Origin of the sequence: Paraburkholderia bryophila, assembly GCF_003269035.1 — a bacterium.
Taxonomy (GTDB): Bacteria; Pseudomonadota; Gammaproteobacteria; order Burkholderiales; family Burkholderiaceae; genus Paraburkholderia; species Paraburkholderia bryophila.
Window position 1 is genome coordinate 1 of record NZ_QLTK01000029.1, and the last position, 24,373, is coordinate 24,373.

Genomic DNA, 24,373 nt, shown 5'->3' on the forward strand with positions numbered 1-24,373 from the left:
TGGGTGCTGGACCATGGCGACGATTATGATTGGACGATCGTCGGCGAGCCGTCGGGTCGCTACCTATGGGTACTGACGCGCACAGCACACCCGGCGCCTGAAGTCCTGGCCAGTCTGGCGGCTCGCGTGAGAGCGCTTGGTTACGATTGGTCTCTCGTCAGGGTAACGAAGCAGAGTAGATCGTATTGAAGCTGACGCCGTTACGGTACCAGTTGCGTCAACGCACGCGAGACAAGCGGAATGGAATATCTGCGGCCATGTTCGACTGACGAATGTCTCGCACCGGCTACGGGCAGCACCTCGCACCAGTAGTCGCCGGATTCGGCCTAGGATCGCGGTAGGGATGCCCATTACTGAGCACCCCCCGCACAGATCCCGGCGTGCCCAATTCGGGCACCGGGCTCCTACCTCGGGTGTTTGACGGCGAAGCGCCGATCAGGCCACGGATGAAGGATTCGAGGGGGCGGAAGCCAGGCATTGACGATTCGTCTCATTCGCTCCCACGTCATGGCGTCCTTCTGACTGCGCCGCCGGAGCGTGCGCCGCCATAGATCGGTGACGTGATGTCGGAATGCGACGAGTGCCCGTGCGTTGGTGGGCACCGCATGATACGCAAAGTATCCGCGAACCACCTGCCTGAGCCAATGCCCTTGTACTGGAATCGGTTCGTGCATGCGCTTCCGTAGCGCCTCCTTGATCTGCCTGAGTCTCGCCCGCACAACGGTCCTCCCTCGCCGTCCCTCTCAAGGGCCACTTCCACAGCACAACGGCCGTTTCGGGTCACTGGTTTGTTCTGCAGGATATCGGACACAACGGTCGTTCCGGCGATCTCAACCCTACGACTGCAGTGCGAAGGATCACAGTGTGTAATTCGTCCGTATCTTAACTGACAATCAGAAAACCCTTGCGGCCGCAGCTACGGCTCGATACTACGAAATCCATCCGCCCGTGCAAGAAGCCGCGCGATAGCTAACACGGACGCAGCACCGTACATCGGACACTGACCGCCCCCTCATGACCAACCTCCCCGCGACGCACCAACCCAAGCTTCTCAGCGACCCGCATCGAACCAAGATTCCTCGCATCGATCTCCGCCACGACTTCGGGTAACGCCAGCGTGGCGAAGGCATGCTGAAGCACCGGCCGAGCCGCTTCCGTCGCGATACCTGAGCCCCAGATTTTTCGTGGCAAGCGCCATCCGATTTCGATCTCGGCTCCTGAAGCATCGGTGGGAATCAAAAGAATCCACCCCAAAAACTCGGTTGGGTCAGCACGCAATCTGATCGTCCAATAACCCATCCCCACAGGGTAATCGGCAAGGGTGCGCGACTCGACGAACGCTCGATGCTTCACACGATCCCCCCAAGGACCAGCCACAAACCGCGTCACCTCCGGATCACTATCCATGGCGAGACAATCGTCTGTATCAGCCAGCGTGCGTGGCAGCAGAATCAGGCGTTGAGTTTCGAATACGGGCTGCAACATGCTCTCCTGATCGTCGCCACAAAAAATCACTTCACCTGCACCCACGACCCCCAATCGCCCCGGAGCTTTACCACATAAGTACATGCCACCCAAATAAAGAATACGGCGAGCGTCGCTCCGCCAGCACGATCAAAAAGCGACGCATACGCCGGCGCCGCCCCCGAAGCAATCCAGAGACCGGCGAGGCTAAACACAGCAGACCCTGTTAAACCACAAATCGAATGCAGCGTACTTTTTGTCATCTGAATTTCAACCTGTGAAAGAAAGCTCATTCGCCGAACCGTGTATTTAATCAACGGTACAGGTGCGTCTCATCGAGTTACTGAGCGGAACCATGCCGGCGTCATATATGCGCTATGAATTCCAAAATTATTCCGATAACTTCGCCGATCTATCCGACCGGACCGAATTGTCGGCATTTCTGGACCGCTTGTCGAGTACCCGTAAATAGGCGATCCCGAAAGCTCAATCAAACCGCGAGCGAGCCCACACGCCAACGTCTTCAGAATATGCGAAACGGGTCGTCTTCCGGAGACGGCAGCGCCAGTGCCGGCATTTCATTTCTTTTGAAATACCGAATGGACTTCGTTTCGGAATCGACAGGCACGCCGGAACGACATGCCCCTTAACGCTGGAAAAAATTCATATCGTCCGATTCCCGGCGACTCAGACATCCCCCTTGCGGCCTATTCCCCTCACGCAAAACCCACCTGATCGCGCACCACCCCACCCTGCCCTTGATGCTCACCAAACTGCAACGCAGCAAGCTGCGCATACAACGGCGAGCCAAGCAGAAGATCGGCGTGCCGACCTTGCGCGACGATACGCCCTTGCTCGAGAACGATAATCCGGTCCGCCTGCTGCACAGTCGCAAGACGGTGCGCGATAACCAGTGTCGTGCGATTCTGGGCGGCGTTATCCAGCGCCGTTTGCACGAGCCTTTCGCTTGCGGCGTCGAGCGCACTGGTCGCTTCGTCCAGCAGCAAAATCGGCGGGTTCTTCAGAATTGCCCGCGCGATCGCAATACGTTGACGCTGTCCACCCGACAAACGCACGCCGCGTTCGCCGAGGAACGTGTCGTAGCCCTGCGGCAGTTCTTCGATGAAGCCCGCTGCCGCCGCCATGTCGGCCGCGCGCCGCACTTCCGCGAGCGTGGCGTCGGGCGCTCCGTAGCGGATGTTGTCGAGCACACTCCCCGAAAAGATCACCGACTCCTGCAGCACGACCCCGATGGCCCTGCGCAACTCGACCAGCGGCACTTGCTGCGTCGGAACGCCGTTGATCAGAATGCTGCCGGTCTGCGGATCGTAAAAGCGCAGCAGCAGTTGAAACAGCGTGGTTTTGCCGGCGCCGGAGGGTCCCACCAACGCAACATGCTCGCCCGCGCGAACATCGAGTGAGAGGCCGGAAAGCGCGGCAATGCCGGGACGCGACGGATACGAAAAGCCGATGTTCTCGAACCGGATACCGTCGCCACGCGCAGGCAACGCAACCGTGGTCCGCGCCTCCACCACCGGCGAGCGCGCCGCCAGCAGTTGCAGCAGACGTTCGGTCGCGCCGGCCGCCCGCTGCAGATCGCCCCAGACTTCGGCGACAGCGCCCACCGCGCCGGCGGTGAACACCGCGTAAAGAATGAACTGCGACAATTGCCCCGCCGTCATGCGCCCGGCCAGCACGGCTTGCGCGCCGAGCCACAACACGAACACGATCGCCGTGAACACCAGCACGATCACGACAGCGGTCAACCACGCGCGCGCCCGAATCCGCGTCAGGGCCGTCTCGAAGGCCGTTTCCACCGCCCCCGCAAAGCGCCGCGCCTCGTACGGGCCCTGCGTGTACGACTGCACGGTCGGCATCGCGTTGAGCACCTCGCCGGCCAGCGCGCTGGCGCTCGCTACCTTGTCCTGGCTGGCACGCGAGAGCCGCCGCACACGTCGACCGAAAATAACGATGGGCGCCACCACCACGATCAGCGTCGCGATGATGTAGCCGGACAGCACCGGACTGGTGACAGCCAGCATCGCCACGCCGCCGGTCAGCAGAAAGAAGTTGCGCAAGCCCAGCGACAGGCTGGTCCCCACCACGGTCTGGATCAAGGTGGTGTCCGTGGTGAGTCTCGACAGCACCTCGCCGGTCTGCGTGGTCTCGAAGAATTGCGGGCTCATCTCGAGCACGTGGTCGTAGACCGCGCGCCGCAAATCGGCCGTGACGCGCTCGCCCAGCCACGAGACGAGGTAAAAACGCAGCGCCGTGGCGCCGGCAAGCACCAGCGACACGCCAGACAGCGCGAGGAAGTAGCGATCGATATGCGTGCGGTCGCCCGCGGCGAAGCCGTGATCGATCAGATATTTGAACGCCACGGGCAACAGCAGGGTCGCGCCCGCCGACGTCACCAGCGCAAGGAACGCCAATGCCCAGCGCCCGGCATAGGGCCGCAGGAAGGGCAACAGCGAGAACAGCGGGCCGATACGGACCGGGCGCGCGACAGCGTCTGACATGAGGGTCCCCAAGCGGATCTCAGAAGAAATCATCCGATTGTGCCAGCACCGATGAAACTGTTGCGAACTCGCGGACAGAAACGTCGCCCTCGTTGCAACGATCGGGTCATCACCAGCAAGAAATCGCCAACGGCAAGCTATGCGTCATAACTAAAAAGCAAAGCATAAATAAGTGTTTGTCCCCGCCCTATCCGCCGGCCTTTAATAACAGGCTCGCCTTCGCGAGGCACCGTCCTTTGCAGATCGGTTCGCTATCCGGATCGCAGGGCACATGCCTCCGCCCTGAGGTGGTTCGACCTGTGCTGACTCCTTCCCGGAGCAGTCCTTTTTCCTCGCTAATCTGGAATCGGCATGGCTGACGTCACTTATTCCCGCAACGGCTATGTTGCTTCGACCCGGCTCTACCTCGGGGTTTCGAAAGGCACGCTCTACAGGTGGCTGTCGTGGCTGGTGCCCGCGCTCGTGCTGGTGCTTTGGCAAGTCGCCGCCCAGCTCGGACTGATCGCCCCTCAGGTTCTGCCCGCTCCGAGCAGCGTCGCGGCCACCGCACTGGAGTTGGCCAGAAGCGGGGAGCTCTTCGTCCACCTCGGCGTTTCGCTGTTGCGGGCCGCTACGGGCTTTGCAATCGGTGGAAGCATCGGACTCGCGCTCGGCGTGCTGGTCGGTTTCTCGCCGCTTGCGCAGGCGCTGCTGGATCGCTCGGTCCAGATGGTGCGCGCGGTCCCTTTTCTCGCGATGCTGCCGCTCGTCATCGTCTGGTTCGGTGTCGGTGAAGTGGCAAAAATCTTTCTGGTCGCGCTCGCGGTGCTGTTTCCGATGTATATCAACACCATGCTCGGGATTCGCCAGATCGATCCGAAACTGATGGAGCTCGCGAAGGTCATCGGCCTCGACTGGAGCGCGATCGTGCGACGAATCGTTCTACCGGGCGCGATGCCGTCGATCCTGACGGGCGTGCGTTATGCACTCGCCCACGCGTGGCTCGCGCTCGTCATCGCCGAAACACTTGCGACCACGAAAGGCATCGGCTTTCTGGCGATGGATGCCCGCGAATTCCTCCAGACCCATGTCATTGTGCTAACCATCGTCATCTACGCGATCATCGGCGTCGTTGCGGACGCGCTGGTGCGGCTGCTCGAAGCGCATTACCTCTCATGGCACGCGAATTACGCGCGGGGAGCACAGCCATGACCGCCACCCTCGCCCACCCGCTGGATGCCGCGGTTCCCGCATTCATCGAGCAACCCGTGAGCCGCTCGCCGCTCGCCGTCTCGGTGCGCGGCCTGCAGCGCCGCTACGGCAACCGTGTCGTGATCGATGCGCTGGATCTCGACATCCGCAAAGGTGAATTCATCGCGCTGCTCGGCGAAAGCGGCTGTGGCAAAACCACCCTGTTGCGTGCGCTGGCCGGTCTCGATCGGCCCGACGCCGGCCAGATCCGCGCGCCCGAACGGCCTTCCGTGGTGTTCCAGGAGCACCGGTTGCTGCCATGGGCGACGCTATGGGAAAACGTCGCGCTCGGCCATGAAACGACAGTCGGCCGCGCCGGAGCAGCGCGCGCGTTGGCCGAAGTCGGGCTGTCCGGCCGCGAAGACGACTGGCCGCGTAACCTCTCTGGCGGTCAGGCGCAGCGTGTGGCGCTGGCGCGCGGCTTAGTGCGCGATCCCGCCTTGCTGCTGCTCGACGAACCGTTCGCGGCGCTCGACGCCCTCACGCGGATCAAGATGCACGGGCTCGTCAAGGAACTCGTCGCGCGCCATCACCCCGGCGTGCTGCTGGTGACTCACGACGTGGACGAAGCGCTCACGCTCGCCGACACGATTCTGGTGATGCGCGCGGGCCGCATTGCGGCTTCCTTCCAACCCAAAAATACCACGCCGCAGGCACTGCGGCCGATTCTGCTCGAAGCACTCGGCGTTCAGTCTCTCTGAACGCTTTTCTGCCTGACTCCAAGGACCTGACAAGAATGAACGATTCTCCGCTGAGCCGCCGCCAACTGTTGCGCGCGGCGGGTGGCCTGCTGGCCGGCGCCGCCGGCAGCCTGTTTCCGGCTCGCGCCGCCGAGCCGCGCAAGCTCACTCGCAACACCGACACGGTTCGCGTCGGCTGGGGATACGGCGCGCTGCCGGACATCGCCCGGCAGCGCGGTGTGTTCGACAGGACACTCGCGGCCAAGGGCATCAAGGTCGAATGGATCGGGCCGTTCCCGAATCACGCGCCGTCGATTCAGGCGGTCGTGGGCGGCAGCGCCGATTTCGGTTTCTGGGGATCGACGACGCCGGCACTCGCCGCCATGCTGGCCGGCTCGCCGCTCGTGTTCAATGCGTTCGATATCTATTCGCCGCGCTCGACCGCGATCATCGTGAAGAAATCGAGCGGTATCAATTCGGTGGCCGATCTCGCGGGCCGCAAGGTCGCGGTCAACCGCTCGGGACTCGGTGAGTTCCTGCTGATCGCCGCGCTGGAAAAGCATCACGTCGACCGCAGCAAGGTCGAGTTCGTCTATCTGAATCCGCCCGATGCCGCGCCGGCATTTGCACAAGGCGTAGTCGACGCGTGGTCGATGTGGTCACCGGCCGTGGATATCTCACGCTACGCCAACAACGCCAAAGACATTTTCAACGAAGGGCGCGACCTCGACTTCCTGATCGATTACAGCTCACTCGTGTCGCGCCGAAAATTCACCGAAGAGAATGCCGAACTGGTCCGCGCGGTGATCGACGCGTACTACGTGGAAGGCGCCTGGCAGTCCGCGCATCCGGCCGAATCCGAACAACTGGTGCAGCGGCAAGCCAAATATCCGGATCAGGTGCGCGACTACCTGACGAGCCTGAAACGCGTGAATCAATTCCACGAACCGGACGACGCCGCGTTCATCGCGCAATTCCAGCGCGCCGCCGACTGGCTCGCGGACCGCAAGATCATCAACGCGCGAATCAAGGTCGCGGATTACAGCGTGAAGGTTTGAGGGGAGACACCATGGCTACCTCACTCGTCTCGCCCTTGTCGGCAACGCTCGGCTTGGCCGGAACCCTCGCGCATATCGCCGCGAGCGCGGCGGAGCGGGAACGCGATCAACGTTTGCCGCACGAGGAAATCGCGCAGCTCAAAGCGCTCGGCTTCGGCGCGCTGCGCTTGCCGGCCGATGCGGGCGGCCTCGGCGTGTCGTTGAGCGAGTTGTTCGTCGTAGCGCGCGACATCGCGGCGGCGGATTCGAATATCGCGCATGCTTTTCGCAATCATCTGTGGCAAGTCGAAGCGGCGCTCAGACGACGCGATGATCCATTCCATGCCCACGTTCTCGAACTGACGGGCCAGAAGAAAACCATCGGCCTCAGTTTCGCCGACACCGACGCCGTGGCGGCCGGCGCGCGGCCGAGCCGGGTATTGAGCCAGCTTGAATGGGACGAGGCACGGCGCGCGTATATCGGTTCAGGCGAGAAGGTCTACGCGACCGGCAACCTGTACAACGATGCGTTCGTTGGCCTCGCGGTCGAAAGCCGCGCAGGCAAAACGGTGCAATACGTTCTCGAACGCGGCGAAGGCGTCCGCAACGACGATGGCTGGCAAGGTTTCGGTCAGCGTCTGACGGGCTCGGGCACGGCAAAGTTCGACGCCGTGAGCGTGCCCGCGGCGCACGTCTACCCGGCCGATCCGCCGCGCCCCGACAAGGCCGCGCCTTGGGGCTACACGTTTCACCAGGTCTATCTGACGAACTGCATCGCGGGTATCGTGCGGCGGGTCATGTTGGACGCCGTCGAGGTGTTGCGTGCACGTGGCCGCAACTTCTATCACGGCGACGCCGCGCATCCCACCGACGAGCCGGTGCTGCAAACGCTGCTGGGCCGGATTCGCGCCTATGCCGCCAGCGTGGAGGCAAGCGTCGATCGCGCGGTGGCAGCGCTGCAGCATGCGTGGGATCGCTACGGAACCGCCGACGAATACGACGCCACGCTTGCCGCCACGCTCGCGGCGGCGGAAGCCAAGGTTGTGGTCGACGATCTCGCGCCGCAGATCGCCAGTTGGCTGATCGATCTCGGGTCGGGTTCGGTGGTGTCGCGCGTGGGCGCACTAGACCGGCATTGGCGCAATATCAAGGTGATTGCTTCGCACAATCCTCGCCTGTACAAGGAGCGATTGCTCGGGCAAAACCTGTTGACCGGCCAGCTTCCGCCGACGGGCGCGTTCTTCTGATCGCCCTGATCGCCTTGATAACCCTGCCCACGCGCGCGTCCTTCCAATTTCCAGGGATATGCAAGTGACGCAAACGTATTAAGGCCCGCGGAGCGCGGCGGGCCTTCGCCTACTTCTCCACCACGCCCAGCAACGCCTGTTTCCCGCCGACGTATTTGTACAGCGAAATCACGCCATGCCGCAGATCGCCTTTCGAATCGAACTGCGTTTCGCCCAGCACGCCCTGGTAATCGGTGGCCGGCATCGCGGCGAGAATCTTCGCGGAGTCGGTCGATTGCGCGCGCTTCATTGCCGCGACGATCACGCCGACCGCGTCGTACGCGAACGGCGAATTCAGCACCGGCGCGTAGCCAAAGCGTTTCTTGTAGCGTTCGACGAAGGCCGGACCGTCGGCCATTTTCAGCAACGGTGCGCCGGCAATCGAGCAGATCACGTTGTCGGCGGCGTCGCCCGCGAGCTTGGCGAGATCGTCCGCGCACAGACCGTCGCCGGCCAGCACTTTCACCGCGATGCCGAGTTGCTTCGCCTGCTTCGCGAACGGGCCGCCGGTGCCGTCGAGTCCACCGTACATGATCGCGTCGGGCCTCTCGCCTTTGATCTTCGTGAGAATCGCGCGGAAATCGACGGCCTTGTCGGTGCTCGCGTCGTGCGATAACACCGTGATGCCGTTCGCCTTCGCCTGCTTCTCGAACTCGACCGCCAGCCCCTGGCCGTACGCGGTCGAATCGTCGACGATTGCCACGGTCTTCACCTTCAGCGTTTTCGCCGCGTAGTCGGCAAGCGTCGGGCCCTGCTGCGCGTCGGTGGCGACCACGCGGTAGGCGGTCTTGAATCCTTGCAGCGTGTAGGCCGGATTGGTCGCGGACGGCGACACCTGCACGACGCCGGCGTCGTTGTAGATTTTTGAAGCGGGAATCGTCGAACCGGACTGCATGTGTCCGACCACCGCGACCACCTTGTCGTCCACCAGCTTCTGCGCGACCTGGGTCGCCTGACGCGGATCGCCCGCATCGTCCTGCGCGTCGAACACCAGCGTGACCTTCTTGCCGCCGATCACGAGGCCCGCCTGATTGGCTTCCTCGATCGCCAGACGCGCACCGTTTTCCGTGTCCTTCCCCAGATACGAGGCCGGCCCCGTGACGGGCGCGGCCTCGCCGATCTTCACCATCTCGTCGGCACGGGCGACGCCAACCGCAGCCACCGCGAGGCTCCCCAGAATACCGACAGTCGCCATGCCGCGACCCAAGGCTGTACGTTTGCTCATGCTTCACCCGAATAGTAGTGAGTGGTGGTCGGCCGCGACAAACCAGCGGCGCCGAGTGCGGTTCGCCGTCCGTCGATTGCCGATTTGATACACCGGTCGCACGCGACTGCACACGGCCGGTCTTGCCGCCTTCGTGTGATCGCTCGCCGCTCGCGGCGCCGCGTCGTTCGTCAGCGGTTCCAAATTTATGCAGCCAGAATGCGCGGGCATTGCATCGATCTGCCGGAAAATAGAAGAATTGCGTCAGCCAGGGAGCGCACGAATCCGCGGCACGTCCCCGTATAATCGGCCCACACCGCCCTCGAGTTCGCGCATGCCGACTGCCCGCTCCGCCCCCTCTGTTTCCGTGCCCGCCGGGCCCTCGGCGCATGCGCTGGTCGAGCAACTGGACACGTTGCCGCGCACGCCGCAAACACGCCCGAGCCGTTCCGAGGCGGAATTGAGCGTCGCCATTCTGTTGTGGCCGCGCTTCCCGATGTTGTCGCTCGCCGGCTTGTGCGACGCGCTGCGCCACGCCGCGGACCGTGGCGACCAGAGCCGCCAGTTGCGCTGCCTGTGGACGATCGTCGGGGTTCAAGCCGAAGCGGTCGAGGCGAGTTGCGGCATCCCCGTGCAGGTGCAGTCGGCGTTTCCGGACGTCGCGCAATTCGACTACGTGGTCGTGATCGGTGGACTGCTGCCGCATCTGGAGCAGGTCGACCGGCGCTACTGGGACTATCTGCAACGCGCCGCTCAGGCGGGCATTCCACTGGTCGGCATGTGTACCGGCAGCTTCGTGCTGGCGCGTGCCGGCCTGCTGGAGGACCGCGTCGCCTGCGTGCACAGCTTTCATCTCGACGACTACAAACGCATGTTCCCGACGCTGCGCGTCATCACGCATGCCGACTATCTGATCGATGGCGACCGGATCACCTGCGCAGGCGGCATTTCCGTGGTCGAACTGGCTGCGCGTCTGATCAGTTTGCATTGCGGCCCGGACCGCGCGTCGAAGGTGATTCATCAGATGACAGTCAGCCGCCAGGGCGGCTCGTCGTTCGTCGAGCGGCGCGCCGCGCTGGGATATCTGTCGGTCGAGGACGCGACCGTGCGTCACGCGGTGCTACTCATGGAAGAGAATCTGGAAGCGCCGCTGAATATCGCCGTCATCGCGAAGATGATCGGCACCAGCGTGCGCAATCTCGAACGCGCGTTCATGGCTGAGATGGACGCGTCGCCCAACGAGTTCTATCGCCGGATGCGGCTGCGCTACGCACGCTGGATGCTCGTCAACACGGCGCGCAAGATCACCGACATCGCCTACGAATGCGGCTTCGCGGATTCGGCGCATTTCATCCGCGTATTTCGCGAGGCCTATGGCGTGACGCCCGGCAAGCTGCGTACCTCGCGCGGCGCCGTCACGGCCTGAGTTTTCCAGGGCCGCGACCCGCGCGTCGCATCACTACGCACTCGGTCGCTGCTCGGTGGCTGCCGCGTTTCTTCTACTTTCCGGCAGATCGATGCAATGCCTCGGCCCGAGACGCGCCGTACATTCAGGCCTTGTCCTCCCAACCTGATCGAACCCGCATGACAGCAAAAGCCAATCTCGTGGTGATCGGCACCGGCGGCACCATCGCCGGCCAGGGCAAAGCCAGCGTCAATACGTCCTCGTATCTGTGCTCCGTGCTCGGCATCGACGAGATACTCGGCGCGATTCCCCACGTGACTAACCTGGCGAATCTGCGTGCGGAACAGTTACTGCAGACCGGCTCCGAGAATTTCAATAACGCCCATCTGCTGGCGATCGGCCGCCGCGTCGCCGAACTGCTCGCACGAGACGATGTGGATGGCGTGGTGGTCACGCACGGCACCGATACGATCGAGGAAACCTCCTACTTCCTGCATCTGACGCTCAAGAGCGCGAAACCGGTGGTGGTGGTCGGCTCGATGCGGCCACCCTCGGCGATGAGTTCGGACGCGGCGCTGAATTTATACGATGCGTTGGCGGTCGCCGCGCATCCATCGTCGCGCGGACTCGGTACGCTGGTGGTGGCCAACAACGAGATCCACACGGCGCGCGACGTCGTCAAGAGCAACAGTTTCAAGCTCGACGCGTTCCGCTCGCCCTACGGTGCGCTGGGGGTGGTGATCGAAGGAGTGCCGCGCTATTACCGCAGGCCGGCGCGCGCCCATACGCTCGACACACCGTGGTCGATCGATACGCTCGACACCTTGCCCAAGGTCGACATTGTCTACGCGTACGGCGCGCTCGACGCGGACGCCCTCGACGCGATCGCTGCGAACGCGCGCGGGCTGATCTATGCGGGGACCGGCAACGGCAATGTTGCCGGCCATCTGATCAATCCGTTGCGGGTGGCGGCAAGGCGCGGGGTCCACGTGGTCCGCGCGTCGCGCACGGGCAGCGGCGTTGTGCTGCACAACGGCGCGCAACCCGACGACGAATTCGGCTGGCTCACGGTCGACGATCAGGCGCCGCAGAAAGCCCGCCTACTTCTGACGCTGGCCTTGACGCAAACCGGCGATCAGGAAGCGTTGCAGGCTGTTTTCGAGCGTTACTGAAACGGGCGAACCCGGTGCGGCGCGACTGGCGCGCGCCGCCACGCTCCAGAGCCGGGCCGTTTGGTCACGGGTTCGCCCATGCCGCGAAGGCAAACGCCTCCAACCGGCCGCCACCCCACCAAAGCGCCTACAATCCGGGCATAAGGTTTGCTCTGCCGTTCTGCCTGCACGACCTCGTTGTATCCACACGCGGCCACGCATAAAACGACAGCGCTCCTCAACCGGAAAGTGTGCTCATGAAAATATCGTTACCGCCGCCGCAGAGGCGGCCGAACCGCGTTTACCCGCCGGGCACGCCCAGTCTGCATGGCCTCGCCTCGGTGATCACCGGCGTGGTGGTGGTGTGTGGGCTTTACTTCGCGCGCGAGGTGCTGATTCCGATCACGCTGTCGGTGCTACTTAGTTTCCTGCTCGCCCCGCTCGTGCAAATGTTGCGGCGGCTGCATATGGGGCATCTGCCGTCGATCTTTATCGCGGTGCTGTTCGCGCTCGCCAGCTTGCTCGCGGTCGGCGGGCTGATCACCGCGCAACTGGTGCAACTCGCCGGCGATCTGCCGCAGTACCAGGTGGCGATCGAACAGAAGATCGAAACGGTGCAGGAGAAAACCGTCGGCCGCGCCGATTCGCTGATGAGCCGCGCCGCCGCGACCTTGCAACGGGTCGCGCCAACCAAACCGAGCCCGCCGCGTCTGACCGGACGCGCCGCACGCAATGCGCCGCCAGTGCCGACGCCGGTCGAAGTCCACGAGCCCTCGCCCACGCCGATGCAACTCGCGCAACGCGCGCTGTCGCCGGCTATCGCGCCGATCGAAACCACCTTCATCGTGCTGGTGGTGACGATCTTTATCCTGCTGCAGCGCGAGGACCTGCGCGACCGGCTGATCAGCCTGTTCGGCTCGCGCGATCTGCACCGCACCACCACCGCGATCAACGACGCCGCCGGGCGATTGAGCCGCTACTTCGTCGCGCAACTGGGGGTGAATCTCAGCGCGGGCGGCACGATCGCCATCGGGCTGGCGATCATCGGTGTGCCGGGCGCGCTGCTGTTCGGCGTGATCGCCGCGCTGCTGCGTTTCGTGCCGTATATCGGCATCTGGATCGCGGCGATCCTCGCGGTGTTTCTCGCCGCCGCGATTCAGCCGCAATGGACCATGGCGGTCTATACGCTGATCCTGTTCATCGTCGTCGACGTGGTGGCCGGGCAGATCGCCGAACCGCTGCTGTACGGTCATCGCTCGGGACTGTCGCCGCTCGCGGTGGTGGTGGCGGCGATTTTCTGGAGCTGGCTGTGGGGGCCGATCGGTCTCGTGCTGTCCACGCCGCTCACGTTGTGCGTCGTCACGCTCGGGCGTTACGCCGACCGGCTGAACTTCCTCACCGTATTGCTCGGCGATCAGCCCGCGCTGACGCCCGCGCAGAACTTTTATCAGCGGCTGCTCGCGGACGATCCGCATGAAGCAATCGTGCAGGCGGAGCGCCTGCTGCGCGAGATGTCGCTGATCGACTACTACGACAAGGTCGCGCTCGAAGGCCTCAAACTCGCCCGCAACGACGCGATGCGCGGCGTGCTGATGCCGGACCAGTTGCAGCGGATCAACGACGCGCTGGTCGATATCGTCGAGAACCTGGAAATCGCCGACGGCTTGCCGGACCGCATGACGCGCCCCGACCCGGCGGACGCGGCCGGTGCGTTGCTGGCGTCGGTGTCGGCCGATCTGTCCGAGCGGCACGACAGCCATATTGCGGAGCATCCGCAGTTGCACATGAACGCGCAGAAGACCTCCGTGCTGTGCGTGCCGGGGCGCGGCGCATTCGACGAAGTCACGACCGCCGTCGCCGTGCAGCTGCTCGGCCGCTACGGCCTCGCACCGATGATGGCCACGCACTCGGGCTATCGCAGCGCGCGCGCCGACGAACCGAGCTTCAAGGACGCGCCGATCATCTGCATCGTCTCGCTCGACGCACCGGAGTCGCCGCCGTATCTGCGCAACATGCTGCGCCGCACGCGCGAATGGCGGCCACGCGCGACGCTGGTGGTCGGCGTGGGCGGCGCGCCGGAGGGCTCGCCGGAGACAGGCGCGACCGGCGCTTCGCACGCGGCGCCGACCTTCCGCGCCATGATCGAGGAATGTCAGGCGGCGTCGGGCACGCAGCACACGCGGCAGGCTTCGCACGTGGGCGGGGCGGATTGATTACCTGTGTGGGTTGAATGGATTGCATGAAAAACCGCGAGTTGAGCATGAGCTCAGCCCGCGGTTTTTTTGTACCCAAAATGAGGACAGCCCGGCACGCGCCCTCCTTCATACTCGACTATCGATTCGCCCCGCTTCGAACCAAGGGCCCTTAAGCGGCCTCGGCGGGCAATCCTTAGCCTCGAGGACCAGGAGACACGCATGAGCCGCAGTTTCAAACCCTATCCGTTTTCGCCGCGCCGTTACGAGGGCACACCGCCGCCGCTAGTCGACGGCCGCGACCCGCTGCGGCGTGCCGTGGCGATTGTCGGCGGCGGCCCCGTGGGCCTCACGCTCGCACTCGCGCTGGCCCGCCAGGGCGTGCGCTCGGTGCTGATCGAAGCCGACGACGGCGTCTGCACGGGCAGCCGCGCGATCTGTATTTCGCGGCGTAGTCTGGAGATATTCAAGCGCCTCGGCGTGCTGCCCGGTTTTCTGCGAAAAGGCTTGCCGTGGACCGGTGGACGCAGCTTCTACCGCGACGCCGAAGTGTTCCGCTTCGCCATGCATCAGGACGACGAGCAATCGCTGCCGCCGATGATCAACATCGCGCAATATCAGATCGAACAGTTACTGCTCGACGAAGTGGAACGACACGCGGATCTGATCGAGATTCGCTGGCAAACCCGCGTGACGGCTATCGAGCGACACCAAGGTCACGAAGGCGCGAGCGGCGCCACCCTCGATCTGCGTACCGGCGACGCCGCATGGCAAATGGACGCCGACTGGGTGGTCGCCTGCGACGGCGGCCGCAGCACGATTCGCGAGGCGCTCGGCCTCAAGCTGACCGGCACCACGTATGAAGGCCGCTACGTGATCGTCGATATCGAGCTGAACAGCGCGCGCGCCACCGAACGCCTCGCGTATTTCGATCCGCCGTCCAATCCGGGGTCGACGGTGCTGGTCCATAAGCAACCGGACAACGTCTGGCGCATCGACTACCAGCTTCGCGACGACGAGGACCCGGACGCCGCCGTCCACCCGGACAACGTGATGCCGCGCGTGCAGAGCGTGCTCGATTCGATGGGCGAAACCGGCGACTGGTCGCCGATCTGGATCACCGTCTACAAGGCCAACGCGTTGACGCTGGAACGCTATCGCCACGGCTGCGTGCTGTTCGCGGGCGACGCCGCGCATCTGGTGCCGATCTTCGGCGTGCGCGGCGCCAACTCGGGAATCGACGACGCCGACAATCTCGGCTGGAAACTCGGTTGCGTGATCAACGGCATGGCCGCGCCGCGTCTGCTGGACAGCTACAGCGACGAACGCGTGTTCGCGGCGCGCGAGAATCTCAGCTATGGCATGAAGAGCACCGAATTCATGGCGCCGCCTTCGTTCGCGTTCGATCTGATGCGCAACGCGGTGCTCGGACTGGCCACGCAGCACGCGGCCGTGCGGCCGCTGATCAATCCACGGCAGACGCATGCCATTGCGTATACGCAGTCGCCGTTGAATCACGTGACGTCCGAGCCGATGAGCGCGTTTACCAAGGGTCCGGCGCCGGGGAGCGTGCTGCCCGAATGCCGGCTCAAAAAACGCAACAGCGAACGCAACGGCGGTGTGGACGTCGACATCCATTTGACGGATTTGCTTGGGCCTTGCTTTACGGCTTTACGCTTCGGCGTCGATCCGCAAAGCGGCCATAGCGATGACGATAACGCGTGGCAACAGATAAAAAACACGCTCGCCGCGCAGGGCATCCCGTTCAACGTGGTCACGCTGGTGAAAAGCGATGCAGCGGCCACGACCGCACCGCAGGCACGCGATCACACCGGCCGCTTGCACGACCTGCTCGATGCCACGCCCGGCACGGTCTATCTGATCCGGCCCGACGGGCATGTGCTTGCGCGCTGGCGCAACGGCAACGCGGCCGACACGCTGCGCGCGCTGAGCGCCGCGCTAGCCAACTAAAACAGGCGACCCACCATGACCGATAGCGATCTCGACCTCGTCTACACGACGCTCTGCAACACTCTCACGATCGAAGGCGAAGCGCGTGCGTCGCTGTATCTCGCCCGCCTCACGCTGCTCTGTGTGACCGAACTCGACGACCCGCAGCGGGCGTTGGCGTTGATCGAAGCGGCTCGATTACCTGCCTCGTCCGTCGCGGCTTCGTGAAACGCAAAAAGCCGCCGCACATTCGAAATGCGCGGCGGCTTTCGCTTCGTTTCATTTTGCCGGCTGCGTTACTGCCGCGGATACAAACCCAAGGTGCTCGCGTGCAAACGCGCGAGACCGAGCAATGCATCCGTGTACGGCGTCGGCACCTCGGTCAGTTGCCCCAGCTCACGCACCGCGCCGACCAGCGCGTCGAGTTCGACCGCCTTGCCCGCCTGCACGTCCTGCAGCATCGACGTTTTCATCGCGCCGAGCTTCAGCGTGACCTCGTGCCGGTCCGCCGGCGCCTGCGCAATCGGAATCCCGAAGCGTGCGCCGATTTCCTTCGCCTCCAGCATGATGCTGGTCACGAAATTGCGCACCAGTTCGTCGCTGAGAATCCGGTCGGTGGTGGCGCCCGTGAATGCGCTGATCGGGTTCATCGTCATGTTGCCCCACAGCTTGTACCAGACGTCGCGCTGAATCTGCTCGGACGCCGACGCGTTGAAGCCGGCTGCCGCGAGCGCAGCGGTGAGCGCCGCGACACGCTCGCTCGCGTGACCCGACGCCTCACCGATAATCAATCCATTGCCCTGGTGATGACGGATCACACCGGGCGAATCGATCATGCAACTGGCGTGCACGACACAGCCCACGGTCTGCGCGCTCGGGATCGCGGCGGCAATCGCGCCGTCGGGATCGATCGACTTCAGCCGCTTGCCCGCGAACGCCTCGCCGAGTCCGTCGCAGAACCACCACGGCACGCCGTTCATGGCCGTCAGCACGATGGTTTGCGCGTTCAGCAGCGGCGCGACATGCGCAGCCACCGACGCCATGGCCGGTCCCTTGACCGCCACCACGACGAGGTCCTGCGCGCCGAGATCGGCCGGCTGGTCGCTCACCGTGACCTTCACGGCGTGCGTTTCGCCGCCTTCGATCAAACGCAGGCCGTGCTGTTGCAAAGCGCTCAGCGTTGCGCCGCGCGCCACCACGCTGACGTCATGACCGGCCTGCGCCAGCTTCACGCCCATCCAGCCGCCGATCGCGCCGGCGCCGTAGATTGCTACTTTCATCGGTTGAATCCCTGTTTGTGCTCGCGCTGAGGCGGCGTTATTTCCACGTTGTTTCTGTGTTTTTCCACGTTATTCCTTATAGCTCGCGTCGATGCGGTCGACCTTGCGCACCAGCGCGTCGAACACGTCCTGTCCCGCGCCGTGACGTGGGTCGAACTGTAGCGCGTCGCGCGAGCAGCGGATCGCGACTTCTTCCGGAATCGGCCGCGCGCGGCCCATCGAAAAGGTCGCCATCTGGATCTCGCAGGCGCGATTGAGCGTCCACAGCATGGCAAATGTTTGCGGCAGCGTATGGCCCCACGCCAGCAGTCCATGATTGCGCAGAATCACCGCCTGCTTGTTGCCGATATGGTCGAGCAGCCGAGGCCCCTCTTCCGCATGCACCGTGATGCCCTCGAAGTCGTGATACGCGACACGGTCGTGCAATTGCGCGCTATAGAAGTTGGTCTGCTGCAAGCCCTCCTCCAGACACGCCACGGCGACGCCCGCCGTGGTGTGCGTGTGCATGACGCAATGCGCGTCGGGCAAACCTTCGTGAATCGCCGCGTGCACCACGAACCCGGCCGGATTCACCGGATACGGCGAATGATCGAGCACGCGTCCGTGCGCGTCGATCTTCACGAGATTGCTCGCCGTCACCTCGCTATAGTGCAAGCCGAACGGATTGATCAGGAAATGCCGCTCGCCACCGCTCACGCTCGCCGGGACCCGCAACGTGATGTGGTTGTAGATCATCTCGGTCCAGCCGAGCATGTCGAAAATGCGATAGCACGCCGCCAGTTGCACGCGCGCGTGCCATTCGTCGGGATGCACCGCGGCGGCCTTCGGCAGGCTCGCCGGTTCGAGTTCGAGGGTGGTCATGAGGATCTCCGGGGTTATCTTTTTGGCTTATGGGTTCGGCTTGTGCTTCTGTGCGCGTTTCTGCTCGGGTAATCCGGGACCGTTACGCGCCCGACACCACGGCCGCGATCGACGAGGCCACATACTCCGCATTGCGTGCGTTCAGCCCCGCCACGCACATGCGTCCCGAGCGCAACACATACACCGCGTATTCGCTGCGCAGACGTTCGACCTGGCTTTCGCTCAAGCCCGTGTAGGTGAACATGCCGCGTTGCGCAACGTAACGCGCGCGCATTACTTCGTCGACACGGCCGGCCAGTCCGCTGTGGATCGTGCCGCGCATCGCCAGAATCCGCTCGCGCATGGTGGCGAGTTCGGCTTCCCAGGAGGCGCGCAAGGTCGCGTCGGCAAGCACGTTGGCGACCAGCCGCGCGCCGTGCGTCGGCGGATTGCTGTAGTTCGCGCGCACCGTGGCACTCAATTGGCCGAGTACGCGGCCCGCTTCTGCCGCGCTGCGGCACACCACGCTCAACGTACCGACCCGTTCACCGTACAGCGAAAAATTCTTCGAGAACGAGCTGGCGGCGATCAGCGGCACGTCCGCCTCGGTCAGCAGGCGCACACTGGCGGCGTCTTCGTCGAGACCCGCGCCGAAACCCTGATAGGCCATGTCGACGAACGCGATCAGCTTGCGGCGCTGCAACACCGGCACCAGTTCGGCCCATTGCGCCGTGCTCAGATCGACACCGGTCGGGTTATGGCAGCACGCATGCAGCAGCACGATGCTGCCTTCCGGCAAGCGGCCGATGGTGTCGAGCATGTCGGCGAAACGCAAGCCGCCGGTTTGCTCGTCGTAATACGGATAGGTGTTGACGGTGAGCCCCGCGCCTTCGAACACGACCCGATGATTTTCCCAGCTCGGATCGCTGATCCAGATCTGCGCGCCTGGAAAATAGCGCGTCAGGAAATCGGCACCGACCTTCAGCGCGCCCGACCCGCCAATGGTCTGTAGCGTCGCGATGCGGCCCGCGGCGCGTGCCTCGCTGTCGGCCCCGAACACGAGCGTCTGCGCACCGTCGCGGTAGAGCGGCAAGCCCGACATAGGCAGATAGGAACGCGGGCCGATGGCGTCGAGCAGCGCGGTTTCGGCGCGGCGCACCGCGTCCATGACCGGCAGCTTGCCGGCGTCGTCGAAATAAATGCCGATGCTCAGATTAACCTTGGTGGGCCGCGGATCGAGTTGAAAGTCCTCGTTCAGGCTCAAGATCGGGTCGCCGGGATAGGCGGGAATACGGTCGAACATGGCAATTCCTTGTATGCGGCCTCGATGCGACGTCGTACGTGGTACGTGCTACGGCGTCGGTCCTTCGATACGGCCTCGATTAGCGGTCGATTCTCGCTGCAGCCCGTCCGGCGCCCAGCATTCACGCTGGACAGCGCGCGGCCGACCTCGGAGCGAGACGGAAGTCTAAGCGGCTTTGGCGGCTTGCGTCGATCAGGAGAAGTCTCAGCTAACGGCGCGCTGCACACAATCAATCGATTTTTCACGATTCGTAAGTTTTTCTTTAGAATCGACGGATGCCCCTCACCCGCGCCACCCTCCGCCAGTTCGAAGCCTTTCTTGCCATTGTCGATTTGCATAGCATCGGCGCGGCGGCGGAGCGGCTCGGGCTGACCTCGTCGGCAGTCAGCCAGTTGCTGGCCGAACTGGAAACCGAACTCGGCTTTCGGCTGTTCGACCGCACCACGCGGCGCGTCGATCTGTCGAGCGCGGGGCAGGACTTCTTATCGTCGGCGGAATCGGTGTTGCGGCACGTACGCGCCGCCGCTCAAACCGCCGACGATATCCGCAACCGCGCCGCCGGTATCGTGCGGGTCGGCGCGCCGCTGGTGCTGGCGGCCACCGCGCTGCCCGCCGCCATCGCCGACTACGCGCGCGACAAACCGAAGGTGGTCGTGCGCATTTACGACACCGTGGTCGAGCAACTGGTGGAGCGCGTGGAAAGCGGCGACGTGGATCTCGCGATCGGCCCCGACCGGCAAAGCGGCACGCGCGTGCGCTGCGATCCGGCGTTCGCGAGCCCCTGGGTGATGTGGTGCGCGCCGACACATCTGCTGAATGCACGGCGCCGGGTGCAATGGCAGCATCTGCGCGAGGTGCCGATCGTCGCCACCGGCCGCGATCACGAGCGTGCGGTCGAACAGATGCTGGCCAATCTGCCGCCGGAGGCCCGCATCATTCCGATGGACGTGGTGGACAACGTCACCACGGCATTCGGGCTGGCATCGCAAGGGCTGGCGGTGACGCTCGCGCCGGCGTATGTCGCGCCGCTCGCACGCACGTTCGGGCTGGTGATGAAGCGGATCGTCGATCCGGAAACGATCCGCGAGGTGTGCGTGTACCGCGCCACGGAGCGCGCGTTGTCGCCGCCCGCCGACGGTTTCGCGGATTTCATCGTGCCGTGGCTGAAACGTTGGGACCGTGAGACGCAGGCGCAAGCGCGAACCAGGCGAGCGTGATCAACCGCACTCAGGCGACAGACACAGCGCGAACAATTGCCGCTGACTCGAAATGCCGAGCCGCGCATAGGCACGCTTCTGATAGGTGATCACGCTGGCCGGTTTAATGCCCATCTGCAATGCGATTTCCGCGGCGGCGCCGCCTTCGAGCGTGCCGCGCAGGACATCGAGCTCACGCAAGGTCAGCGCCGGGCACTCGCGCCGTACGCGTGCGAGCATCGCGGCCGCCGGCCCTTGCTGATACTGCCCGTTCAGCGCGTAGTGGCTCTTCGCCGCATGCGCGAAAAGCGGCGCAACGCGTTCCACCTGCTCCAGTTCGCCTGGTTGAAACACACCATACGCGCTGTCGCGATACAGATTGATGGAGAGCCACACATGTTCCATGGGTTGCACCAGCAACGACAAGCGGTCGGACACGTTCGGCTGCGCGTAACAGGCAGCCCGATAGGCTTCGTTTTCGATCTCGGCGCTTTGCTGCTGATGCAACACGAGCGCGTCGCGCGAATGTCGCTGCGGCGCACGTTCGATGATCGCGCGGTTGCCGTCCAGCGCATAGAAATGCGTGGCGTAGCGATCGGCGACGTCGCGCAGAAAGCGTCCCCCGCGATGATCCGCCGCCGACACCGTGCGCGGTCTGGCGTCGAATTCGTAGGCGAAGACGGTGCACTGCGAAACCGGCAGCGTATCGCCGACGATCTTCAGCATGCTGGCCGCGAGCGCATCCGGGTCGGCCTGCGAGATCGCCATGACGAGGTCGGTAGCACGCAACGTGCTGAGTTGTCCGCTTCCGTGCGGTGCGGCGAGGCGCCAGGAACGCATGATGAGATTCGGCTCGTGCGGCGTAGATAGGGATCCGCCAAGCGTAGCACAGCGGCTACCGGCGGCCTGCTAACGCGGCGGCCGTTTCGGCCCGGCGCTAAAGCTGCCACAGCTTGACCGCCAGAAAATCCACCAGCAGGCGCGTTCGCTGCGGCAGCCGCCGCGTTTTCACCCACATTGCGTGCAGCGGCAGCGGCGCAAGCTGGAAATCCGGCAATAGCACTTCCACGCTGCCCGCCTCGACCCACTCCTGAATCTGCCAGTAGGCGGCCACGCCGATGCCCATGCCGCCGAGCACGCCGGCGTTGACCGCGGCAACCTGATTGCTGTCGAAGCGGCCCGACACGGTCACCGCGATCTCCTCGCCGCCGGGCGCGTTGAGCAGCCAGCGTCCCGGATGCGGGCCGCCGGTCCGCACCACGCATTCATGCTTGAGGAGGTCGCGCGGATGAGCCGGCCTGCCGTGCTCCGCGAGATACGCGGGCGCGGCGAACACCACGCGCCGCAGCGTGCCGATACGCCGCGCGATCAGACGCGAATCGGGCGTGTCGCCGATCCGGATCGTCACGTCCGCGCCGGTTTCGGCGGGATCGCGATAGTCGTCGCTCAGATCCAGCGAGAGCGTCAGTTGCCGATGACGCTGCAAAAACTCCGCCACGAGCGGTGCGACGAATTTCGGTCCGAACAGCGTGGGCGCGTTGACGTGCAGCCGGCCGCTGAGCTGATGCGCTTCTTCGGCCAGCTCCGTGCGCGCCAGCTCCAGTTCGCTCAGCGCGCCTTTGACGCGCTCGTAGAAGCGCATGCCCGCCGCGCTCGGCTGCGAGGTGCGGGTGGTGCGCACGATCAGCGTAAAGCCGTGCGCGCGTTCGAGCATTTGCAGCGAGCGGCTCACCGCCTGCAATGAACGGCCGAGCCGGCGCGCGGCGCTCGTCAGACTGCCCTCCTCGACGATCGCCACCAGAGCTTCGAGATCGCGCAGCGCGTCCATGGTCGATTCTCCCGAATAGCGTGAGGATGTATCGCACGTGGTGCGAATTGTGTTTACCGGACGTGAGAGTAGCATCCTCTGCACCGTCCCTTGCTGCGAGACCACGATGGATTCATCCGCAATCGAATGTCCGCCGGCGCGCCCCCCCGAAAGCCGCACCGCCGTGCCGCCGGAACAGAGCGTGCCCACCGCCCGCTTCGCCGCGATGGTCGCGGTCGCGGTGTTACCGCTCTACGCGTCGCAAACGCTGATCGGTCCACTGGATGCGTCGTTGCATCTCGGCGCGTGGACCACGCTCGTCACCGCGTTGACGTTGCTCGGCTATGCCGTGGGGCTCGTCGGCCTGGTGCCGCTGATCGACCGGCTGCCCAACCGGCCGTTGATCGCCGTGACCTTGCTCGCGCAGATTGCCTGTCTCGCGCTGACCGCCGTCGCACCGTTCGCGCCGGTGTTTCTGGCGGCGTCGTTCGCGGTCGGCGTGACCTCGAGCGTGGTGCAGATGCTGGTGCCCGCGGCCGCTTCGCTGGCGCCGCCGGCTTCGCGCGGCAAGGTGGTCGGCAACGTGATGAGCGGCCTGATGCTCGGCATTCTGTTGTCGCGGCCGCTGGCGAGTCTGATCGGCGGCCTGATGGGTTGGCGAGCCTTTTTCGCGGCCGATTCACTGGTGCTCGCCTGTGTCGCGCTGGCTGTGGTGCCGCGTCTGCCGGACGTGCGGCCGGCCGGTGCGCCGTCGTATGCGACACTGCTGGCGTCGATGGCACGACTGATCGCGCAGGAGCCGGTGCTGCGCCGGCGTGCGCTGTATCAAGGGCTGCTGATGGCTGGCTTCAACGTGTTCTGGAGCAGCGTGGCGATCGTCTTGACGCATGCGCCGCTCGGCCTCAACAGCAACGCGGTCGCGCTATTTGCGCTGGCCGGCGGCGGCAGCGTGTTCATCGCGCCGCTGGCGGGCCGCGCCGGCGACCGCGGCTGGTCGAGGCGCGCCACGCTCGTCGCGCATCTGGTCGCGATGACGGCCGCGTTAGCGGCGGCATTCGCGTCGACGCCGGGGATGTCGCGCGGTGCGGCGATTGCGCTGCTGGCGATCGCGGCGTTCTTTATCGACGGCGGCGTGATCGCCGATCAGGCGCTGGGCCGGCGCGCCATCAACTTGCTCGCACCGGAGTCGCGCGGGCGCGTCAACGGGTTGTTTACCGGGCTGTTTTTTATCGGCAGCGCGATCGGCGCGACGATTGCCGGGCCGGCGCTCGCGCATTGGGGCTGGCCGGGCGTGTGCATGGTGGCGCTGGGGTTCTTCGGCGCGGCGATGAGCTTGCATCTGCGCGACAGTTTGCGAGGCGCGTGATGGGGTTGCGTGCAGCGGCGCGATGCCGCCCAATCCGGCATCAGCTTTCCGACGCCGCGCACGCCCAATGCCAGCCGCCTCTAGTCCGATCCCGGGTGATCGGACTGCTTGACCAGAAAGTCGTCGTAGCGCCGGTTCCTGATCCAGGACGGCGCACGTCCACGCCCGCTCCACGTCGCTCCGCTGACGGGGTCCCGATACTTCGTTTGCAGCGGCCGGGTCTTGTAGGTGCCGCGCCGGTCGACCCGTAACTGATTCGGCACGAGGTTGAAGAAGTTCATGACCTGACGGACATGTTCGATCGCCGCTTTCTGCTCCTGCTGCCATGCAATCAGGATCCGCTCATCGAGTTGCGCGAGTTGCTGCTTCAACGTCTTTACTCTGCTGCTCATACCTTGTTTCCGTAGTACACGACTGGGCGTTGCACCGCGTCCCGGTCTTTGCGATTGGCTGCATTCACATA

Annotated in this window: 22 protein-coding genes; 12 read left to right on the plus strand and 10 right to left on the minus strand. The window is 64.5% G+C overall.

Annotated elements, in window-relative coordinates:
- Positions 1–189, plus strand: a 189-nt coding sequence (locus tag BX591_RS29035; RefSeq protein ID WP_208644755.1) for a lipocalin family protein, incomplete at its 5' end; no start/stop codon positions are given.
- A 780-nt stretch (positions 190–969) separates the two neighbouring features.
- Here BX591_RS29035 and BX591_RS29045 read toward each other — a convergent pair.
- The 3 genes from BX591_RS29045 to BX591_RS29055 form a co-directional block, all read right to left on the minus strand.
- Positions 970–1,485 (minus strand): GNAT family N-acetyltransferase, encoded by a 516-nt coding sequence (locus tag BX591_RS29045; RefSeq protein WP_176343132.1) that lies wholly within the window; start codon positions 1,483–1,485, stop codon positions 970–972.
- 26 nt (positions 1,486–1,511) lie between these two features.
- Positions 1,512–1,757: a hypothetical protein gene (locus BX591_RS36255; protein ID WP_146749825.1), complete on the minus strand. Its 246-nt coding sequence runs from the start codon at positions 1,755–1,757 to the stop codon at positions 1,512–1,514.
- 423 nt (positions 1,758–2,180) lie between these two features.
- Positions 2,181–3,983 carry an ABC transporter transmembrane domain-containing protein gene (locus BX591_RS29055; protein ID WP_111934765.1) on the minus strand — a complete coding sequence of 601 codons (1,803 nt, stop codon included), beginning with the start codon at positions 3,981–3,983 and terminating at the stop codon, positions 2,181–2,183.
- A 351-nt stretch (positions 3,984–4,334) separates the two neighbouring features.
- Here BX591_RS29055 and BX591_RS29060 point away from each other — a divergent pair, with 351 nt between their 5' ends.
- The 4 genes from BX591_RS29060 to BX591_RS29075 are packed head-to-tail and all read left to right on the plus strand — an operon-like array spanning position 4,335 to position 8,177.
- Positions 4,335–5,174 (plus strand): ABC transporter permease subunit, encoded by an 840-nt coding sequence (locus BX591_RS29060; protein ID WP_111934766.1) that lies wholly within the window; start codon positions 4,335–4,337, stop codon positions 5,172–5,174.
- Positions 5,171–5,914, plus strand: coding sequence for an ABC transporter ATP-binding protein (locus BX591_RS29065; RefSeq protein ID WP_111934767.1), 744 nt, complete (start codon positions 5,171–5,173; stop codon positions 5,912–5,914). Before BX591_RS29060 ends, BX591_RS29065 begins: the two co-directional genes overlap by 4 nt.
- Before the next feature lie 35 nt (positions 5,915–5,949).
- A complete protein-coding gene (locus BX591_RS29070) occupies positions 5,950–6,951 on the plus strand; it encodes an NrtA/SsuA/CpmA family ABC transporter substrate-binding protein (RefSeq protein ID WP_111934768.1) in 1,002 nt (333 codons plus the stop codon).
- Between the two features lie 11 nt (positions 6,952–6,962).
- Entirely contained in the window at positions 6,963–8,177 is a 1,215-nt protein-coding gene (locus BX591_RS29075) for an acyl-CoA dehydrogenase family protein (protein WP_111934769.1), read from the plus strand.
- A gap of 109 nt (positions 8,178–8,286) precedes the next feature.
- Here BX591_RS29075 and BX591_RS29080 read toward each other — a convergent pair whose 3' ends face one another.
- Positions 8,287–9,411 carry a branched-chain amino acid ABC transporter substrate-binding protein gene (locus BX591_RS29080; RefSeq protein ID WP_111934770.1) on the minus strand — a complete coding sequence of 375 codons (1,125 nt, stop codon included), beginning with the start codon at positions 9,409–9,411 and terminating at the stop codon, positions 8,287–8,289.
- Positions 9,412–9,754: 343 nt separating this feature from the next.
- Between BX591_RS29080 and BX591_RS29085 the strand changes: the two genes are divergently transcribed.
- The 5 genes from BX591_RS29085 to BX591_RS29105 all read left to right on the plus strand — a co-directional run bounded on the left by BX591_RS29085 (position 9,755) and on the right by BX591_RS29105 (position 16,346).
- Positions 9,755–10,846 carry a GlxA family transcriptional regulator gene (locus BX591_RS29085; protein WP_111934771.1) on the plus strand — a complete coding sequence of 364 codons (1,092 nt, stop codon included), beginning with the start codon at positions 9,755–9,757 and terminating at the stop codon, positions 10,844–10,846.
- A 158-nt stretch (positions 10,847–11,004) separates the two neighbouring features.
- On the plus strand, positions 11,005–11,997 hold the full coding sequence (locus BX591_RS29090; protein WP_111934772.1) for an asparaginase: 993 nt from the start codon (positions 11,005–11,007) through the stop codon (positions 11,995–11,997).
- A 236-nt stretch (positions 11,998–12,233) separates the two neighbouring features.
- The gene (locus BX591_RS29095; RefSeq protein WP_111934773.1) at positions 12,234–14,189 is read left to right on the plus strand and encodes an AI-2E family transporter; all 1,956 of its coding nucleotides are present in this window, start codon (positions 12,234–12,236) and stop codon (positions 14,187–14,189) included.
- A 201-nt stretch (positions 14,190–14,390) separates the two neighbouring features.
- On the plus strand, positions 14,391–16,139 hold the full coding sequence (locus BX591_RS29100; RefSeq protein WP_111934774.1) for an FAD-dependent oxidoreductase: 1,749 nt from the start codon (positions 14,391–14,393) through the stop codon (positions 16,137–16,139).
- A 15-nt stretch (positions 16,140–16,154) separates the two neighbouring features.
- Positions 16,155–16,346, plus strand: a complete 192-nt coding sequence (locus tag BX591_RS29105) for a hypothetical protein (RefSeq protein ID WP_111934775.1) — start codon at positions 16,155–16,157, stop codon at positions 16,344–16,346.
- Between the two features lie 68 nt (positions 16,347–16,414).
- Here the strand turns inward: BX591_RS29105 and BX591_RS29110 are convergent, their stop codons facing one another.
- The 3 genes from BX591_RS29110 to BX591_RS29120 form a co-directional block, all read right to left on the minus strand.
- Complete coding sequence (locus tag BX591_RS29110) at positions 16,415–17,398, minus strand: 2-dehydropantoate 2-reductase (RefSeq protein ID WP_111934776.1); 984 nt, start codon at positions 17,396–17,398, stop codon at positions 16,415–16,417.
- Between the two features lie 69 nt (positions 17,399–17,467).
- Entirely contained in the window at positions 17,468–18,259 is a 792-nt protein-coding gene (locus tag BX591_RS29115) for a class II aldolase/adducin family protein (protein WP_111934777.1), read from the minus strand.
- A gap of 82 nt (positions 18,260–18,341) precedes the next feature.
- A complete protein-coding gene (locus BX591_RS29120; protein WP_111934778.1) occupies positions 18,342–19,541 on the minus strand; it encodes an amino acid aminotransferase in 1,200 nt (399 codons plus the stop codon).
- Positions 19,542–19,816: 275 nt separating this feature from the next.
- Between BX591_RS29120 and BX591_RS29125 the strand changes: the two genes are divergently transcribed.
- Positions 19,817–20,758: a LysR family transcriptional regulator gene (locus BX591_RS29125; protein ID WP_111934779.1), complete on the plus strand. Its 942-nt coding sequence runs from the start codon at positions 19,817–19,819 to the stop codon at positions 20,756–20,758.
- On the opposite strand, the gene BX591_RS29130 is transcribed toward BX591_RS29125, so the two are convergent.
- Positions 20,759–21,577 (minus strand): helix-turn-helix transcriptional regulator, encoded by an 819-nt coding sequence (locus BX591_RS29130; RefSeq protein WP_111934780.1) that lies wholly within the window; start codon positions 21,575–21,577, stop codon positions 20,759–20,761.
- 97 nt (positions 21,578–21,674) lie between these two features.
- Positions 21,675–22,565 carry a LysR family transcriptional regulator gene (locus tag BX591_RS29135; RefSeq protein WP_111934781.1) on the minus strand — a complete coding sequence of 297 codons (891 nt, stop codon included), beginning with the start codon at positions 22,563–22,565 and terminating at the stop codon, positions 21,675–21,677.
- Positions 22,566–22,671: 106 nt separating this feature from the next.
- Here BX591_RS29135 and BX591_RS29140 point away from each other — a divergent pair, with 106 nt between their 5' ends.
- Positions 22,672–23,910 carry an MFS transporter gene (locus tag BX591_RS29140; RefSeq protein WP_111934782.1) on the plus strand — a complete coding sequence of 413 codons (1,239 nt, stop codon included), beginning with the start codon at positions 22,672–22,674 and terminating at the stop codon, positions 23,908–23,910.
- A gap of 80 nt (positions 23,911–23,990) precedes the next feature.
- Here the strand turns inward: BX591_RS29140 and BX591_RS29145 are convergent, their stop codons facing one another.
- Positions 23,991–24,302: an H-NS histone family protein gene (locus tag BX591_RS29145; RefSeq protein WP_111934783.1), complete on the minus strand. Its 312-nt coding sequence runs from the start codon at positions 24,300–24,302 to the stop codon at positions 23,991–23,993.
- Positions 24,303–24,373: the final 71 nt, after the last annotated feature.